This window comes from Acinetobacter sp. AS23, from assembly GCF_023612055.1.
Classification (GTDB): Bacteria; Pseudomonadota; Gammaproteobacteria; order Pseudomonadales; family Moraxellaceae; genus Acinetobacter; species Acinetobacter oleivorans.
The window spans coordinates 1984340-2002275 of the sequence record NZ_CP082274.1; the positions used below are offsets into that span (position 1 = coordinate 1984340).

Below are 17936 nucleotides of genomic sequence, written 5' to 3' on the forward strand. Positions count from 1 at the left end.
TTAATTAAACCATTAATTGCCTTTGCTTGTGTCAATTCAAAATCTAAACTCACGAAAACATTTACTGGTGCAAAGGCGGCATGGATGCCGTCCGTTTGGCTGTGGCAACATGGACGTGCCATCAGCCAAACAAAGGATTTTTGTTACTTTTCATCCCTGAAAAGTAAGGCATCACTTATACAAAAAAACTTCTGACTAATCTTAAATTATGAGGCAGTATTAACCTATTTACATACCAGCCCTAAATTTAATTCCTATATTTAGATTATTTATTAAATTTAGTCACATTTTCCGCCTGTTTCTTCAGAAGCACTGAGTTGTATTCTCCTGGCGGAATATTATTTAAATAATAATTTCCAACATGATATAGCCTCCAGCGAATTGGATCATGCGTGGTGTGGGTTCGTGCATTACGCCAGAAACGGTCTAGGTTCCATTTCGATAAGGTTGAACTTGCCCCGAGTAATCCAAAAATTTCACTCGAAATTTTTAAAGATGCATGATCAGACTGACTACGGGTAGCAGCAACTGATAAAATCAGTTCAGTTTGTAAGTCTTCATCTTCTACATTTGCCAAATGCTGTTCAAAAATCTGTGCTGAACGATCTAACAATGCCTCAGCCGAACGAACCAAAACAGCAAACTCACCAATCTGTTTAATAATATGAGATTCATGTGTAGGTGAATCAACACCACTTTCCACCCAAGGACGAGCATGATGTTGTAAATAATCAATCCCGCCTTGTAATGCCCCTTTGGCAATTCCTGTGTCCATTGCAGCGTGTAGAATTTGAGGCCAAGTCAGTCCCGTACGTAGAACTGTACCTAAACCACCTGTATTTCGCTTGGCAACATAACGTTCATCAACAATCACATCTTTAAAATTAACAGTGCCACTGACGCTATTATTTTGTCCCATTGCATCCCAGTCATCGAGCAACTCTACTCCCTGTGTATCTCGATGAATTAAAATTGAAACTGGTCCATCATCACTACCAGCAAATAAAGAAATCCATTCTGCAAGTAAAGAGCCCGTAGAGTAAAACTTACTGCCATTTAAAATTAATTGTCCTTCTGCATTCCTTTCTACACGTGTTTTATGCTGGAACTTATCTTTGCCTCCCACTTCTGCAAGTGCATTGCCCAAACGCTTTCCACTTAATACATCGGCAAGTAATTGATCACGAATTTCATCGTCATAGCCAGTTAAAATTCCTCGGAACATAGTGAAGTGAATTTGTAATAACTGCCCTACACCACCATCGGCAGATGAAATAATTTTCACCACATTGACCAATGTTGAAATACTGGCACCTAAGCCTCCAAACTGCTTAGGCACAATAATCGAGGTTAAACCAGCTTCTGAAATTAAACGCGCCTGATCATAAGGTACTGTCTTGTTATAACTTGGATCTCGAGCAAATTGATTCAGTTGATTTGCCACCTCTTTTGCAATCTCAAGTGCTTCTTGCTCACTTTGAATATGTCTTACGCTACCTAATTCTAAAAAACTGCGTTGGTTAATATCGTTCATTTTTAACTCCGGAAAATCTGTTCTTTTTATGCGCTAACTTCAAGTACATTGTTTTTAAACAAGCTTGGCGCATGTGTAAGCAAAGTTTTGGTATATATATGTTGAGGATGACTGAGCACTTGGTCTGTTTCACCGTATTCAACAATATGTCCATTTTTTAATACGGCGACTCGATCGGCGATTGCACGAACAACCCCTAGGTTATGAGTCACAAATAATAAGGTCACACCTTGCTGCTGGAGATCTTGTAGCAGTTTCAAGATGGATGCCTGAACGGAAACATCTAAAGCAGATGTAATCTCATCACAAATCAAAACATCAGGTTGGCACAGCAAAGCTCGTGCGATAGCAACACGTTGTCGTTCTCCACCAGATAAATCTCTTGGATAGAGTTCCTGAACTTGTAAAGGCAGAGAGACTTGTTTAAGTACCTGTGTGACTTTTTCTATGGCTTCTTGTCGAGATGCTCCAAAGAAATGCTGCACCACCTTAACGAGTGTCTGACCAATCGTATGCGCTGGATTTAAGGCCTTATAAGGATTTTGAAAGATATATTGCAGTTTATGCCGCTGCTGCAAATGACGCTGTTGCCCACGCAATGACAAGACTTCATCTGCTAATGTGATTTGTCCATCTGCATTTTCATTCAACCCAGCAATAACACGAGATAACGTGGTTTTTCCTGAACCCGATTCACCAACTAATGCTAAACATTCGCCTTTTTTGAGTTGAAATGAGATATCAAAAAGAGCCTGTTGCTGCCCATACCATGCATTAATATGTTCAACTTTTAGCAGTGCTTCTCGATCAGTTTCTCGTTCAATAACCTGATGCTTAATCTCTTTAAAATTAATCACGCCAACATGATCCGAATGGTGACAAGCAACAAAATGCGGGTCAAACTCGTCTTTTAATTGAGTTAATTCAGGTTGTTTTTGACGGCATATGTCTGTGGCGAAAGTACAACGTGCAGCAAATGCACATCCTGCTGGGCGCTCATTTGGTGAAGGAGCATGACCTTCAATTGGAGATAAATACTTACGAATAGCCACATCAGGAATGGCGTTAAGTAAACCTTGTGTATAAGGATGTTTTGGCATTTCAAATAATTGAGTTAATACTGCATCTTCAGCAATTTGCCCTGAATACAGCACAATCACCCGATCTGCAATATCTTTCACCACCGTTAAATCATGCGATACATAAATAGCAGCAACATTATATTCGCGGCATAATTTACGAATGATATTCAGCACCAAGGTCTGTGTCGTTACATCTAATGCGGTGGTTGGCTCATCCAAAACAATTAAACGTGGTTGTAGCAAGAATGCTAAGGCCAATAAAATTCGTTGTTGTTGACCACCAGAAAGCTGATGAGGATAACGTTTTAGAAAAACATCATCATGTGGCAAACCCACTTCATCTAAAATTTTGGCAACCTTCCGATATCTTTCAGCACTCGATAACTGTGATTGATGGACTTCTAATAATTCAAATAAATGTTGCCCAATACTTAATGCTGGGTTAAGCGCTGTTCCAGGATCTTGGGCAACATGACTAATTTTATAACCACGAACCTGACGTAAAGCATGATCATCTAAACTGAGAATATCTTCATCGTCCAGTTCAATAGTTCCTTGAATAATCTTGGCGCCATGTCGTGCATAGCCCAATAAGGCACTCGATAATGTCGTTTTACCAGAACCACTTTCTCCGACCAGACCTAGAACTTCACCTTCTCTCAAGCTAAATGAAATATTAGAAACGATGTGATTGCCGGTGTTTACCAATGCCACGGTTAAGCCTGTTACGGTCAATACTGTATTTTTAAATGTATTTGCCATGTTTATTTTTCCTCAATCCGAGCTGCTGCACGTCCAACTCCCTCTGCCAATACATTCGTTCCGAGTGCAAACAAAGCAATTAAAATGACAGGAGCAAACACGGCCCATGGTTGAACTAATAAACCAGCACGATTTTCATTAATCATGAGTCCCCAATCTGCTGCTGGAGGTGCCACGCCATAACCCAGAAAAGCCAAACCAGACAGCATACCCACTGCCCATGTCAGCATCACACCAAGATGAATGAGTAAAGGCGTCAACATATTGGGTAAAATTTCACGAAATAAAATATAGGTTTTTGAATAACCAAGAATTCGGGCAGCTTCGATATATTCCTGTTCCACTAAATTAAGTGCAACGCTTCGTGCAAGACGTACGACTCCAGGAATAAAAGCAATTGAAACCGTTAAAACGATGAGCCAAGGCTGTCGACCTAACATCGAAACAATAAGTAAGACCAAAATAAGATCAGGAAAGGCCATAAAAACATCAGTCAGCCAAGTCACGAACTGATCAATCTTATTTCTGGCAAAAGCAGCTAATATGCCTAAACTAGAACCAATAACTAATGCGACCAAACTAGCAGCCAGCGTCATCCAGATAATTGAAGCACCGCCAGCAAGTACACGTGACCAAACATCATGACCAATATAGTCATAGCCTAAAAATGATTTTCCTTCGGGTGGTCCATAAGTCATGCCGACCAATGCAGTGGGCTCAAATGCAACAAATAACGGTCCAACCAGTGCAAAAATCAAAACTAGAGCTGTGACTACAAATCCAAAACGTACTTGTCTTTCACGAATTAATGTTTTAAAAAAGTTTCTTTGGTACCAATGAAGTGAGCTCATTTCCCACCTCCTTGCTGAATATTCTTTAAAGCATTGCGGCGATCGACAGGTTTTACCGTAATTGGTCGGCCAGACTTCCATAAACGTAATGCCTGACGTCGCCCTGGCGAACGTGCTTTATGTCTTTTTGCAGTTCGTATTTTTGGTGTGAGTAAAGTCGTGATTAAATCTGCAATTAAATTAACAACCACCACACAAATAGTGAGCAATAAAACGATTGCTTGAATAGTCGGGATATCCCTCATTTCGATTGCTGCATTAAGTGCATTACCAATACCGGGATAACTGAAAACCACCTCAATAATGAGAGCACCACTCAGCAAAACTCGTATGGTCAATGCTGTACCCTGCACCACAGGAACCAATGCATTTGGTAAAACATGTTTCCAAATAATCCGGCGCTCAGGAATACCTCGCAGTCGTGCAGAGGTTACATATTCTGACTCTAGCGCATCAATCATGGAACCACGTACTAAACGCATCAGATATGGAATGAGTGATAAAGCTAAAGTTAAAATTGGTAAAATTAAAAACTCTAGTTGGCTATAAGGCGACTCATTAGGAATCAGCAACGATGCGGCAGGTAATATGTGTAAAACCGATGTTGAAAAAAACATCATTAACCAAATCGCAATAACAAACCCCGGCACCGCTTTAAACACAATAGAGCTAGAGACAATAATACGGTCGAGTTTGCTATCGCGATGAAGCGAGAGCCACACACCTAACACGACTGAAAGCGGTACAGTAACGACAATCACGAGGCTCGTGAGTGCAACTGTGTTACCAAAATAATTCTGAATAATTTGTAAAACAGGCACATTGGAATCAATCGAGCGTCCAAAATTACCTTGTAACAATTGACTCAACCAATGCCAGTATTGAAGCAATATCGGATCATTTAATCCCAATTGTTCACGAAGTATTTGTACCGTTGCTTCAGGTGCTTCTGGTCCTAAAATGACACGAGCCGGGTCAGATGGAAGTGCTTGTGTCGCAATAAAGACAATGAGACTAATAACAAATACAACCAATACCCCTGACACCAAACGTGTCAAAAACCAAGGTAACCATGCAGGAAATTCAAATGACTTGGCAATTGCTGGCTGTTGAATAGAGGCTTCTATTTTGCTGGATTGAATTGTCATATCGGTTACCCTCTACGCCAGAATTCATCTGTACGCCACGCAGCAAAGCCTGTGCGATCAGGAGTTACACCACCAATTTGGTTGGAATGTGCATCAAGGACATTATTAAAGCCCCAAATGAGTAAACCACCTTGCTCATGCTGAATATGCTGTGCTTCATGAACAAGAACTTTTCGTTTTTCCAAATCGGGTTGTTGCAATGCCGCATGCACTAGTTCCGTAAAACGCTCATTCTTAAAACGAGTTTTATTATTTGCCGCACCCGGCCCATCAATTTGCAAAACTGTTAATAAGAAAGGACGTGAAACGTTCGAGCCTGTACTAAAGGCCCAATCTTGTTTTACTGCATCCGCAAAAGTAGCAGCTTCAACCTGTTTTACATTAACAATGACACCAGCCTGAGCAGCATGTTGAGCAAAAACTAATGCGGCATTGCTATCTGGGCCTGTATATAAATCGACCGTTAAACTGTTATTAAAACCAGCTTCTTTGAGTAGCGATTTTGCTTTATTTAAATCTTGCTTGCGCTGAGCAATACTGTGGTCATATACAGGATCGCTAAACGAATAAAGGTCATTTGCAACTCGTCCTTGCCCAGCTAAAGCACGTTTGACCAAATCGTCTCTATTAGCAATCAATCTAAAAGCTTGTCGTACCCGAGGATCATTGAACGGTGCTTTAGACGTATTCATATCAAATGATTGCCAAGCATCGGTTTCCGATGAAACTAGATTTAGTCGTTTATTAGATTGAATTAGAGCAATATGCTCAGCACTTACTCCAGATGCAATATCAATTTGGCCAGATTGCAAAGCAGCAAGACGCCCTGTCTGATCCTTAAAATCAATAATTTCTATTGCATCAGCATAAGGTTGATTTTCTTTCCAATAATTTTCAAAACGTACAAAACGTGAACGCTGGCCGGGTGTAAAACTTTCAAGCTTAAAGGGGCCAGCCCCGACTACATTTTTAACTGGGTCGTAATCTGTAGGAACAATACCACCCCAGCTCATCCATGCTTCTGGTAAAGCAACCAATCCTTTTCCTTGAGAAAAAGGAATTTCAACGGTGTATTCATCGCGCTTTTTAATTGCATCTCTTTGCAAAGAATAAAGATAAGCTGCAAATGGTGAGGCAAGTTTGGGGTCGGTTAATCGCCGTAAAGAGAAAATGACATCATCGGCTGTAATGGTTTTACCGTGGTGAAATTCGAGCCCTTTTTTTAAGCGAATGGTCCATTTGGTTCCGTCATTATTGGGTTCAGCAAATTCAGCAAGGGCGAGTTTTGGCTGAATATCTCTGCCCCATTCCCATAACTTTGCATATAAAGGCCAGCCTCTAAACGCACTGGACATACCAATAGGTTTATGTGCATCTAAGTTGCCTGCTTGGTTACCATTAATCACTCCAATTTTGATAACACCACCTTTTTTCGGCGTATCATTTTGGGGTGAAGCGGCAGTGGCGCTTTCAGAAGATGAAGAATCGGGCTTAGAACATCCTATAAGGCTCATTGCAGCAAAAGCACCAACACCTAATCCCGTCTGTTTAATGAGTTCTCTACGTGTAATTTTATTCATGCTTTCTCCCTTAAACCACGACTTCTTGATTCAAGAGGGAATCAATGGATGAATTTTTATTGAGCTTAGGTAGCTCAAAACCATGATCTAGCTCTAATAATGGAAACAATAAGTCTGCTACCCGATAAGCTTCTCCAATCAAAGGGAAACCAGACAAGATAAAGGCTGATACACCATAGCTTTCGTATTCTTTAATCCGCTTGGCAATATTTTCAGCACTACCCACTAAGGCAGTTCCTGCGGCTGGGTTTAAAATATCGAAACCAAATAAAGATGGGCCAGTCCAAACATTAGGATAAATTTCAAAATCCTTAGCTTGAGGCAAAACCCCTTGTCGTAATTGTTCTAAGTTTTTCTGAATAGATGGGTTGTTACTTTGATAACTCTCAAAACTTTCATTTGGAGGAAGCTGTCGTTTAACAGCTTCGATTGCATAATTTACATCAATCTTGTCAAGTAACGACTGAGCATATTGCCAAGCCTCTTCTTCTGTTTCCCGAACAATAATTTGTAATCGAGTCCCAAATTCTAAAGTTCGGCCAATTTTTGCTGCCTCAGCCGCAACTTTGCTAAACTTTTCTCCAAGTAATGGCGGTGTATTCGCAAAACTTAAATATACATCTAACAATTCAACAGAATGCTGAACGCCTTTGGCAGAAGTTCCTGCCCCCCACAAAGGAACACCTTGTTTTTGAGTTGGACCACGCCATTTCGACATTGGAGATCCACCCTCTAAGCGTGGAGCAATTTGAATAAACTCCCCCTCAAATCCAGAGGTATCACCTAAGTAGTTTTGCTGAAATGCACTCCAGTATTCTTTACTAAAGTCATAACGTTCATCATGAGTATAGTGAATACCTAAAGCTGCCAAACCCTTATCATTTCCATTAACGACATTAAATAACAAACGCCCTTTAGAAAATGCATCAAAAGTTTGTGCATATTTTGCCAAAACTGCTGGCTGGACTTCTCCAGGATGTTGGGCAACCAGAAACTTTAAACGTTCAGTAAATGGAATTAAACTTGCAGCAACAGCAAGTGTTTCATACTCACTTGTACCCATGAGTGAACCGTAAAAACCAAGTCGATCTGCGGTAATCGCAATCTGTTGCAAGTGTTCATAATCGGTATCCCATCGCCCAGATTCCAACCATGGGTATGGTCCATCTGGAGAAGTGAGATACCATAAAAGTTTTACAGCCATAGTATTCTCGATCTTTATTTTTTAAATCTTTATCTAATTCAGGGGAAGTAAGCCCAGCGATTTTGCTTTTTCAGTCAATCCGCTCATTTTCCATTGCTGATGTAAAACCCCTTGCCCGTATTCTCGGCTGCCACCAACTAATTCAGCGAGCAGCTGAATTTGAGCACCTTCTTCAAGCAATAAAATAAATTCAGCAGTTTCCTGTAGTCCTTGGCGTCCCCATACAGTCGCTCCGCCATTGGCCTCCAAGATGGCCCGATGTTCAATATCAACTTTGAGTTGATCTAAAATAAAATCCACTTCAGCTTGACGGCGATCAATGTAAATCGGCAACTCTTTAAATAAATGAAAGCGCTGAACAGGCACATAACGGATCGGTAAAGTACGATGGGTTTGAGCCCAAGCGCCTAAATTCGGCGCATGTACATGAGATATTGTGGTGACATCTGCATGTTCTTTAAAAAGCTTGTTATAGCGCCCACCTGCACTTTTTCTTCCCAGTAAAACTTCACCATCAATTGTCTCTACCAATACTTTGCTTTTTTTATCTTTAGACCACGGCCCTGCATAGTTAAAAGTGACTAAGGTATTTTCAGGTCCACGTTCAACAAAATTAACTGTTCCGTTTGCAGTAATTGTTCTTGTTTCACGGAATACTTCAAAAGCAAATTCAGCTTTTTCACGGTTCAATTCGATAAAGTCATTAAGTTCACGAGACAATGGCGTTTGAATAAGTGTTGTCATGATCAAATCCTCTTTAAAATTTTTTATTTTGACGACGTTTTAAAACTTCGAGTAAGGGACGATGATCAACCCATGTTTCAATATCGACGTCGCGCTCTAAGAAGCCATGCAACCAAAGAAAATCTTTTTGTTGTTTTAAAAGCTCTAAACGTTCTTCACTTAATGACGGATGTAAAGACTTATGAAAATTATTTCGATAGGCTGTAGCAACACTCTCTGCCCCTGCAATCGTTTCATCTTCTAGAATGACCAAGACCTCATCTAAGTGATCTTGTGCCCAATCTGCGGTATCAAACAATTCTTCAAGAAAATCGACTACCACATCAAAATGATCTTCTAATAGATCTTCATGGACTGTAATTGGACGAGGTGTGCCGTTATTAACACGAGAAGTCACATCTTCAAATTTATCTAAATCAATCCCAACTTTAAGGCCGCGTTTAGTTGCAGCTTCAACAGCAGATGCTCCTTTTACATATACAGCATCAACTTCACCTGTAATTAATGCGTCTAGACCTGACCAATACGTACTCGCATCACGATTCTCTTTAGATCCTGCACGCTCAGGTACTTCAATAAAATTCACATCTCTGAAAGTGAGATTGGCAAGTTGTAAAGCACCACGAATACCTTGCAATGACATGGCTCTAAAAATACTGCCAGCACGTTTGTCAGCGTATTCTGGTAAAGCAACTTTCACATTTTTTAAATGCTCTGGCTGGCTAATATCTGAATCAGGTCGCACAATAATGACTTGCCACTCATCAATCCAAGTCAATCCAATGAGTCGGCTGGGTGCTCCTTCAGAGCGTGCAGCTAATGCTGGTACATTTCCACCTTCTCTGAACAGAGCTGGTAATTGGTGATCAAAATGATGAACCGATAAGCCTTTACGCGCATCCTGCAAGACGGCAACATCAATGCCGTGCTTTTCAAACTTTTTAACTAAAGTACCGCGTTTTAATGAAATACCTGTTGCTGTAGGTACTGGACATCGAGTGACCCAAATTTCAGACAGGATGTTTTTTACAAATTCTTTAGAATTTTCTTTTTTATCTACTACAAGTGACATACGGATTCCTTAGGATAATTCCACTTTCATCACTTACATTGAGCAGCTTTTATGCCAACTTAATTTATTGTTTATTTTTAATTACTTATATAAATATAGCGGGATTGTAAATGTTTATATTTCATCATTTTTCAATGCCAGTGTTGTTTTATCAACATTTACTTCAGGCAAACATAACTTCCAAAATGCAAAAATATACGATCAGCTATCTTAGTACTCGCTGGAATGCAGCTTGGAGCTTTAGCAGATGGCCGGAATAAGCTTGATGACGACGTTTTTAAAGTGAGTATTTTTTATTTGGATAGTACTTATAGAACTTAACTAAATGTTGTCTGTCTGCAAACAAAGCTACGACCAAACTTCTTTAACTCTAAAAAGCTAAACGAATATTCATTATGCTTTTATCTCAAATAGGTGCACTTCTTTTAAATAATTTTTAAAGGTATCGCATTTAAACATTGCTACGCTTTTCTCTAACTCATATTTCTAATTGATATTGTTCAATCTTTAAAATCGTAAATATTTAAATTGTAGTTAGAAATAAAATTATATCTTACACCTCAATATATTCAAAAAGTGTGATGAAATTCAATATATTTATGGTGCGGTAAAATTTTTAATAAATAAAGTGCAATTAATTTTTAATTAATTTCTAATAAAGTTAAATTAGTCACATTTTAAATAAAATTGGTATCTTATTCCTCTGTAGTAATTCTGCAATATAAATATTAGAGGTAAAATAATAAATTACATATTTATTAAATATTTAATCATATATCATATGGTGTTTTTATATCATCCTGTTTATTTGTTAATCTTTAATTTTTTAAATTATATAAATATCAATAATTTAAATTAATTATTTTATTTTTAAATAATTACATGGATTAATATAAATTAAGAATTTTAACTATTACATTATTTAAAATGGTTAGTGTGATTTATATCACATGAAAATTAATAATTTTTATTGATTTAAACTTAATGATTGTTTTTGAATTAAAAATATTGTATCAAATATATATAAACTATTTTATAAATAGGTATATAAAATGAAAAATAATATTTTTAAATTTCTTATTCTGATGGTGCTTTCCACTTCCCCATTATTTTGTTATGCAAATAACACAATAATGATAAGAGGAAATATTGTTGAAGATACATGCTCAACACAGCATAGCGAGATAGAATGTGTTGAGGTAAACAATTTAAATATTAAACTTGATAGTGAATATTTAAATAAAAATAGTCTTTCTAACCTAGCTCAACATACTGAGAAAATGGACACTAGCATTGAAAGTATAGGTTCTAATCGCAAAGTGGTGGTTATCAACTACCACTAACTTAATAAGGCGTAGCTTTTGAGGCTACTCCTACAATAAGTAAGATTTAAGAGTGATTTGTCGACTTCATCGCACATTTTGATGAATTAAATGATGAGTCGCTCTTTTTTCATAAAAAATGACTATTTGTATGTTTTTTCTATATACATATGCATAAATTATTCTATATAATTGTATTGTAAGAATTTAAGCTTATTTTTCACATAATTTGTTCAATTCTTTCTTATTTACATAGTGTTCTTATGTAACTTGCTTATCTCTGTACCTCTTCTTTTTTCTAAAAAACAAAAATTATTTATAAACAGCTATATAGCCTGTAAAAGGTAGTCTTGAAGCATTTATTTTTAGTGTGATTTAATTTTTATTATGAAAAAATAATGTGATCTAGTTTGCATTTTGTTTAATAAGTGTTAATATCGCCGCATTACTTTTCAAGATGTCAAACACTGGAAAAGTAAGGAAATAAACTTTTATCCAGACTTTTGAGAAAACACTATGAAAAAACTTGCTTTGATCGCTGCTCTTTCGGTTGTAGGGATTGCGAATGCTCAAGCTGCTGATGGTACAATTACAATTAATGGTTTAGTTACAGACAAAACTTGTGACATCGTTACTCCAGCTGGTAAAGACTTCACAGTTACTCTTCCAACTGTTTCTAAGCAAACTTTAGCTGTTGCTGGGGATGTTGCTGGTCGTACTCCTTTCCAAATTAAATTAGCTAACTGTTCTGAAGGTAAAGTAGCTACTTACTTCGAACCAGGTGCTAACGTTGACTTTAATACTGGTCGTTTACTTAACAAAGACGCTACTGGTGCTAAAAACGTTAACGTTCAACTTTTAGGTAGCAACAACAACTTCATCCCAGTTCTTGCTGCTGGTGCAAACGGTGCTCAAGCTAACTCTCAATGGGTTGACGTAGCTGCAGCTGGTAGCGCAGACCTTAACTACTATGCTGAATACTATGCAACTGGTGCTTCTACTGCTGGTAAAGTAAACACTTCTGTTCAATACACAATTATCTATCAATAATTGATGGATGAGAGGGTTTCTATGTTTACATGGAAACCCTCTTTTTGTGACGCTTTCCCGAATCTTTGTTGGTTGAGAATTCTGAAATGAAATTGAACAGTTATAATTTTTTGTTAGGTTTGGCATTTGCTTCAGCAGTTGTTGCACCTGCTACTCAAGCAGAAATTGTAATTCATGGCACTCGTGTGATTTATCCTTCGGATGCTCGCGAAGTTACACTACAAGTTAGTAATAACGGTTCAAAACCAGCACTTGTCCAAGCATGGCTTGATGAAGGCGACTCAAAAAGTACTCCGGATCAATCAAAAGTACCTTTTATGATTGCTCCACCTATTTCTCGTGTTGAGGCTACAAAAAGTCAGACCCTTCGTATTACTGCTCTGCCAACAGCTTCTCAGCTAAATCAGAAGCAAGAAACAGTTTTGTGGTTAAACGTTTTGGATATTCCTCCAAGACCAACTTCAAAAACTGAAAATACGACGCCTGATAATTTCCTGCAATTAGCAATTCGCTCACGTATTAAATTCTTTTATCGACCAGCTTCGATTAAAGACGATGCGAATTTAGCAGCTGATAAGCTTCAATGGGTTAAATCTGGTCAAAATTTAACGGTAAAAAATCCAACTCCTTTTCATATCACAATGACTTCTGTTTACCAAAAGGCAGGTGATAAAAAAGTTGATTTATTACCTCAAGGTTTAATGATTAAACCTTTTTCTGAAGAGTCTGTTCAGCTTAAGAATGGCAATCTTCAAGATATGAGTTTTATGAATGTCAATGACTATGGTGGTCGAGTCGAACACCAAATAAAACTTCAGTAATCAGATTTATCTTTTTAATAAATTTAAGCACCTATTATGTGAGTAGGCGGACTTAGTTATGCCAAAAAAAAGGCAAGAATCTTATAAATTATTAAAACGCCATATTTGTTACTACTTGGCTTCTGGTGTTGTCACAATGACAATGCCTGTATTCGTGCACGCTGAAGAAACAGTCGCGAGTGCTCCTGTAGAAGCTGAATTTGATTCTGCTTTTTTAATTGGCGATGCTCAAAAAGTTGATATTTCTCGTTTTAAATACGGCAACCCTGTTTTACCAGGCGAATATAATGTTGACGTTTATGTAAATGGCCAATGGTTTGGCAAACGTCGTATGTTCTTTAAAGCATTAGAATCAAATAAAAATGCTGTAACCTGCTTTACAGGAAATACTCTTGCTGAATATGGTGTAAAACAAGAGATTTTAGCGCAACACGCTTCTCTTCAAAAAGAAAATAGTAGTTGTTACAAAATTGAAGAGTGGGTTGAAAATGCATTTTATGAGTTTGATAACTCTCGCTTACGTGTAGATATCTCGATTCCACAAGTTGCTTTGCAAAAAAATGCGCAAGGCTATGTCGACCCAAGTCTATGGGATCGAGGGATTAATGCTGCCTTTTTATCTTATAACGGCAGTGCTTACAAAACATTTACTCAGTCTAATGACCAAAGCGAAACAACAAACGCGTTTATGGGCGTGACTGCTGGACTAAATTTAGGCGGTTGGCAATTACGTCATAATGGCCAATGGCAATGGCAAGACACCCCTGCCGAAAATCAATCTAAATCAAGTTACGAAGAAACAAGTACTTACTTACAGCGCGCATTCCCTAAATACCGTGGTGTTTTAACCCTAGGTGATAGTTTTACAAACGGCGAAATATTTGACTCATATGGTTATCGTGGTATCGATTTCTCAAGTGATGATCGAATGTTGCCAAATAGTATGCTTGGTTATGCTCCGCGTATCCGTGGTAATGCCAAAACAAATGCAAAAATTGAAGTTCGTCAACAAGGTCAACTTATTTATCAAACAACGGTAGCACCAGGTAACTTTGAAATTAATGACCTTTATCCTACTGGTTTTGGTGGCGAAATTGAAGTTACTGTTATTGAAGCAAATGGTGAAATACAAAAGTTTGCTGTGCCTTACGCATCTGTTGTGCAGATGCTACGTCCTGGTATGAATCGTTATTCATTAACTGTAGGTCAGTTCCGAGATTCAGACATTGATATTGACCCTTGGGTAGTTCAAGGTAAATACCAGCAAGGTATTAACAACTACCTAACAGGTTATACAGGCATACAAGCTACAGAAAATTATGCCGCTGTATTGTTGGGTGCTGCTTTTGCTACGCCAATTGGTGCGATTGCACTTGATGTTACACATTCTGAAGCTGACTTTGAAAAGCAGTCTTCACAATCGGGGCAAAGTTTCCGTTTAAGTTATAGCAAGCTAATTACTCCGACCAACACAAACTTAACATTAGCAGCCTATCGTTACTCAACAGAAAACTTCTACAAATTACGTGATGCTCTACTTATCCGTGATTTTGAAGAAAAAGGTATTAATACCTACTCTGCTGGTCGCCAACGTAGCGAATTCCAAATTACCTTGAACCAAGGTTTACCTGAAGGTTGGGGTAACTTCTATGTAGTGGGTTCGTGGGTTGACTATTGGAACCGTAGCGAAAGTACTAAACAATATCAGCTTGGTTATAGTAATAATTTCCATGGCTTAACTTATGGTTTATCTGCAATTAACCGTAAAGTTGAATATGGCTCAACGAATCAAACACACGATACTGAATATTTAATGACATTATCGTTCCCGATTGATTTCAAAAAGAATTCAGTTAACGTCAACGTTACTGCTTCTGAAGACAGCCGCACTGTTGGTGCAAGTGGAATGGTTGGAGATCGCTTTAGTTATGGCGCTTCAATGTCACATCAGGACTATGCGAATCCATCATTTAACGTAAATGGTCGTTATCGTACTAACTATACAACTGTGGGTGGTTCTTATAGTGTGGCTGACTCTTACCAACAAGCGATGGTAAGCTTAACTGGTAGTGTGGTTGCGCACTCGGAAGGTATTTTATTTGGACCTGAACAAGGCCAAACGATGGTACTTGTGCATGCGCCAGAAGCTGCTGGAGCAAAAGTTAATAATGCTGTTGGTTTAAGCGTGAACAAGGCTGGTTATGCGGTAGTTCCTTATGTTACTCCGTACCGTCTTAATGACATTACCCTTGACCCACAAGAAATGTCGAGCGAAGTAGAACTTGAAGAAACAAGTCAACGTATTGCACCTTTTGCTGGCGCAATTGCTAAAGTAGATTTTGCAACTAAAACTGGTTATGCAGTTTACATTAATAGTAAAACTGTAGATGGCAACAGCTTACCGTTTGCAGCTCAAGTCTTTAACCAAAAAGATGAAGCTGTTGGTATTGTTGCACAAGGTAGTATGATTTACTTACGTACTCCACTTGCTCAAGACCGTCTCTATGTGAAATGGGGTGACGAAAGCAATGAACGTTGTTCAGTTGAGTACAATATTAGTAATCAGTTGCAAAATAAGCAACAAAGCATGGTAATGACTGAGGCTGTCTGCAAATGAAAAGAATATTATTAACAGGTTTCTTATTTACGGCTGGCCTTGGTGTGTATGGTGAGGCTAATGCTGCATGTCGTATATATAATTATGAGGCAAATGATGTCCTTATGTCTGTAGGGCGTGTTGTTGTACGCCCTAGTGACCAAGTCGGGGCAGTTTTAAGAAAAGCGACTTTTCCTATTAACCGTACTTCCACTGAAGCGCGCCTATGCGATAATTACGATACAGTAATTGCTGAATTAACCCAATCTTACCCTTTAAGTTCTTTAGGCAATAGCATCTATACCACGAACATTCCGGGTATTGGTATTCGCCTCTATCGTGAAGCAGACAATAATACGAATTTCTCGGGCTATTATCCTTATGTACGTGGTGGAATATCTGGTACTCGTTATTTAGGATCTGGTTATTTTGTGGTGGAAATTATTAAAATTGCTCCACAAACTGGCTCTGGAACGTTAGTACCGGGTAGATATAGTAGCTATTATGTCCGCGGTTTTCCAAATCAACCATTCTTAACAAGTACTGTTAATGCTAATGCGATTACCATTGCATCCTCTTCATGTGAAATTCAAGGGAATATTAACAAGGTAGTACAGCTTCCTACAGTTACAAAGGCTGGATTCAAAGGCGTTGGTTCTACTCAAGGCGAACAAACTTTTGATATGAACATTCTTTGTAATGGTGGTATTAACCCAACGGGTTATGAAGAGAAAAACCTCATTAGTTTAACTTATGACTTTACACAAGACGGCACAAACAATCAGGTTTTAACAAATACAGCTGCTGCATCTGAAAAAGCCAATGGTGTGGGTGTACAGCTATTGTGGAATTATCAAAATAAGAATCAGGTCATCAAAAAAGGCGATAAATTAGCCCTAGGTACATTGTCTTCTAACCAGACACTTCAATATAACATACCAATGACTGCTCGCTACTATCAAACAGCAGCAAATGTGACTGCTGGTAAAGTACGTGCAATGGCCACTGTAACTATTGAATATGATTAATCATATTCAATAGTTTATAAACCTAATAATTTCAAATATTTAAAAATTAATAATAAATTTTACTTTATCGCTACTTTCTAAAAATTTAATACTTAACTCGATAGGAATATTTTATGAAAAAAATAGGTTTAGTGGCTGTTAGCGCTATTACATTATGTTGGGCAATGTATGAAGTATCTTCTGATAATACTACGAGTACCAGACAGCGTAATGAATCGAACCAAAAAGTAGTATCTAAAAGCAGTTCATCAACTGCAAAGAATGAAAAATTAGCGCCTCAAATGCTTTTGGCTCAAACTACCTCCCTTAATTCTTCTGCCTCAGTCTGCAAATATAATTTTGACGCGACTCAAGAAGATTTTGATCTTTGGAATAATCAACATCCTGAATATTTTCCTATGAATATATTCCCATTAATAAGTGGGCAAAAATTTAGCTTTAAAGTAAAGCCTATACCAGAAAGTGAGTATAGCAATTTAGATTATATAGCTAGAAGTAAAGCTAGTCTTAATTCGACTAATGACATTGGAGATTTAACGATACCTCACACAGGTATTATTGCATTTGAAATGGAGCTTAAAGTGCCAACAATAGCACTTGGCAACTCATCATTTGGTAATTCTTCTTATATTTCTAACATTGGTTTTATGGGCGTAACAAATAATGGTTACACAGTTAGATCCAACTATGGGTTTGATATGGGGACTTATGATCCAGATTTTGGTGAAAATCCCCCTAGATTAAGCTATTCTGTAGCTTACCGACTTAGTGATAATAGCGGGCCTGATAATCCTTACTTCAAAAGTCAGAATATGACAAATAATACAAAGGAATACCAACGTTTGGGTATCTACATTAACCAGAATACTAGGCAGGTCGGTTTCATTTTTAATGGGGTTGATCAAGGATATAAATCTATTTTACCTGCTCCACTTGAAAATATAAGTTTTTCTGTTTTAAGTGGTATATCAATTTATTCTGAACAATCATTTACACAAGAATTGTCGAATGAACTCATTACTGACCGTAATGCGCTACAGTTTAGCTACCCTCAGGGTACAACTGACATGTGCGGTAATGCTATTTAAGATATAAAACTATAAGTCGTAAAAAAAGGGCTGAATCACAGCCCTTTTTTATTT

14 protein-coding genes are annotated in these 17936 nt (G+C 37.9%); 6 read left to right on the forward strand and 8 right to left on the reverse strand.

From position 1 onward, the window contains the following. Positions 1 to 265: 265 nt before the first annotated feature. From K6I41_RS09265 to K6I41_RS09300, 8 genes are read right to left on the reverse strand one after another with little or no spacing between them, the layout of a single operon-like run. Positions 266 to 1534 carry an acyl-CoA dehydrogenase family protein gene (locus K6I41_RS09265; RefSeq protein ID WP_068527911.1) on the reverse strand — a complete coding sequence of 423 codons (1269 nt, stop codon included), beginning with the start codon at positions 1532 to 1534 and terminating at the stop codon, positions 266 to 268. A 26-nt stretch (positions 1535 to 1560) separates the two neighbouring features. After that, positions 1561 to 3378 (reverse strand): ABC transporter ATP-binding protein, encoded by a 1818-nt coding sequence (locus K6I41_RS09270; protein ID WP_250375724.1) that lies wholly within the window; start codon positions 3376 to 3378, stop codon positions 1561 to 1563. Between the two features lie 2 nt (positions 3379 to 3380). Beyond that, entirely contained in the window at positions 3381 to 4229 is an 849-nt protein-coding gene (locus K6I41_RS09275) for an ABC transporter permease (RefSeq protein WP_250375725.1), read from the reverse strand. Beyond that, positions 4226 to 5377: an ABC transporter permease gene (locus K6I41_RS09280; protein WP_005305257.1), complete on the reverse strand. Its 1152-nt coding sequence runs from the start codon at positions 5375 to 5377 to the stop codon at positions 4226 to 4228. The genes K6I41_RS09275 and K6I41_RS09280 overlap by 4 nt, the downstream gene beginning before the upstream one ends. Positions 5378 to 5382: 5 nt before the next feature. Then, complete coding sequence (locus tag K6I41_RS09285) at positions 5383 to 6957, reverse strand: ABC transporter substrate-binding protein (protein WP_250375726.1); 1575 nt, start codon at positions 6955 to 6957, stop codon at positions 5383 to 5385. A gap of 10 nt (positions 6958 to 6967) precedes the next feature. Then, positions 6968 to 8161 carry an LLM class flavin-dependent oxidoreductase gene (locus tag K6I41_RS09290; protein ID WP_250375727.1) on the reverse strand — a complete coding sequence of 398 codons (1194 nt, stop codon included), beginning with the start codon at positions 8159 to 8161 and terminating at the stop codon, positions 6968 to 6970. Positions 8162 to 8194: 33 nt separating this feature from the next. Next, on the reverse strand, positions 8195 to 8905 hold the full coding sequence (locus K6I41_RS09295; RefSeq protein WP_000209266.1) for a class II aldolase/adducin family protein: 711 nt from the start codon (positions 8903 to 8905) through the stop codon (positions 8195 to 8197). 13 nt (positions 8906 to 8918) lie between these two features. Next, positions 8919 to 9977, reverse strand: coding sequence for an ABC transporter substrate-binding protein (locus K6I41_RS09300; protein WP_250375728.1), 1059 nt, complete (start codon positions 9975 to 9977; stop codon positions 8919 to 8921). A gap of 1052 nt (positions 9978 to 11029) precedes the next feature. On the opposite strand from K6I41_RS09300, the gene K6I41_RS09305 reads away from it, so the two are divergent. The 6 genes from K6I41_RS09305 to K6I41_RS09330 all read left to right on the forward strand — a co-directional run bounded on the left by K6I41_RS09305 (position 11030) and on the right by K6I41_RS09330 (position 17882). Beyond that, a complete protein-coding gene (locus K6I41_RS09305) occupies positions 11030 to 11320 on the forward strand; it encodes a hypothetical protein (RefSeq protein WP_250375729.1) in 291 nt (96 codons plus the stop codon). Positions 11321 to 11815: 495 nt separating this feature from the next. After that, positions 11816 to 12349, forward strand: coding sequence for a fimbrial protein (locus tag K6I41_RS09310; RefSeq protein WP_000731817.1), 534 nt, complete (start codon positions 11816 to 11818; stop codon positions 12347 to 12349). An 86-nt stretch (positions 12350 to 12435) separates the two neighbouring features. Beyond that, a complete protein-coding gene (locus tag K6I41_RS09315; protein ID WP_004792379.1) occupies positions 12436 to 13170 on the forward strand; it encodes a fimbrial biogenesis chaperone in 735 nt (244 codons plus the stop codon). 58 nt (positions 13171 to 13228) lie between these two features. Continuing rightward, positions 13229 to 15787: a fimbria/pilus outer membrane usher protein gene (locus K6I41_RS09320; RefSeq protein ID WP_250375730.1), complete on the forward strand. Its 2559-nt coding sequence runs from the start codon at positions 13229 to 13231 to the stop codon at positions 15785 to 15787. Then, positions 15784 to 16794, forward strand: coding sequence for a fimbrial protein (locus K6I41_RS09325; RefSeq protein WP_151988163.1), 1011 nt, complete (start codon positions 15784 to 15786; stop codon positions 16792 to 16794). Before K6I41_RS09320 ends, K6I41_RS09325 begins: the two co-directional genes overlap by 4 nt. A gap of 113 nt (positions 16795 to 16907) precedes the next feature. Further along, positions 16908 to 17882, forward strand: coding sequence for a DUF4882 family protein (locus tag K6I41_RS09330; RefSeq protein ID WP_250375731.1), 975 nt, complete (start codon positions 16908 to 16910; stop codon positions 17880 to 17882). Positions 17883 to 17936 lie beyond the last annotated feature (54 nt).

Bases quoted from the DNA above. Each gene is read 5' to 3' on its own strand.
- K6I41_RS09305 (WP_250375729.1), top strand. From the start codon at position 11,030: ATGAAAAATAATATTTTTAAATTTCTTATTCTGATGGTGCTTTCCACT.
- K6I41_RS09330 (WP_250375731.1), top strand. From the start codon at position 16,908: ATGAAAAAAATAGGTTTAGTGGCTGTTAGCGCTATTACATTATGTTGG.
- K6I41_RS09295 (WP_000209266.1), bottom strand. From the start codon at position 8,905: ATGACAACACTTATTCAAACGCCATTGTCTCGTGAACTTAATGACTTT.
- K6I41_RS09270 (WP_250375724.1), bottom strand. From the start codon at position 3,378: ATGGCAAATACATTTAAAAATACAGTATTGACCGTAACAGGCTTAACC.
- K6I41_RS09320 (WP_250375730.1), top strand. From the start codon at position 13,229: ATGCCAAAAAAAAGGCAAGAATCTTATAAATTATTAAAACGCCATATT.
- K6I41_RS09285 (WP_250375726.1), bottom strand. From the start codon at position 6,957: ATGAATAAAATTACACGTAGAGAACTCATTAAACAGACGGGATTAGGT.
- K6I41_RS09310 (WP_000731817.1), top strand. From the start codon at position 11,816: ATGAAAAAACTTGCTTTGATCGCTGCTCTTTCGGTTGTAGGGATTGCG.
- K6I41_RS09315 (WP_004792379.1), top strand. From the start codon at position 12,436: ATGAAATTGAACAGTTATAATTTTTTGTTAGGTTTGGCATTTGCTTCA.
- K6I41_RS09280 (WP_005305257.1), bottom strand. From the start codon at position 5,377: ATGACAATTCAATCCAGCAAAATAGAAGCCTCTATTCAACAGCCAGCA.
- K6I41_RS09275 (WP_250375725.1), bottom strand. From the start codon at position 4,229: ATGAGCTCACTTCATTGGTACCAAAGAAACTTTTTTAAAACATTAATT.
- K6I41_RS09325 (WP_151988163.1), top strand. From the start codon at position 15,784: ATGAAAAGAATATTATTAACAGGTTTCTTATTTACGGCTGGCCTTGGT.
- K6I41_RS09265 (WP_068527911.1), bottom strand. From the start codon at position 1,534: ATGAACGATATTAACCAACGCAGTTTTTTAGAATTAGGTAGCGTAAGA.
- K6I41_RS09290 (WP_250375727.1), bottom strand. From the start codon at position 8,161: ATGGCTGTAAAACTTTTATGGTATCTCACTTCTCCAGATGGACCATAC.
- K6I41_RS09300 (WP_250375728.1), bottom strand. From the start codon at position 9,977: ATGTCACTTGTAGTAGATAAAAAAGAAAATTCTAAAGAATTTGTAAAA.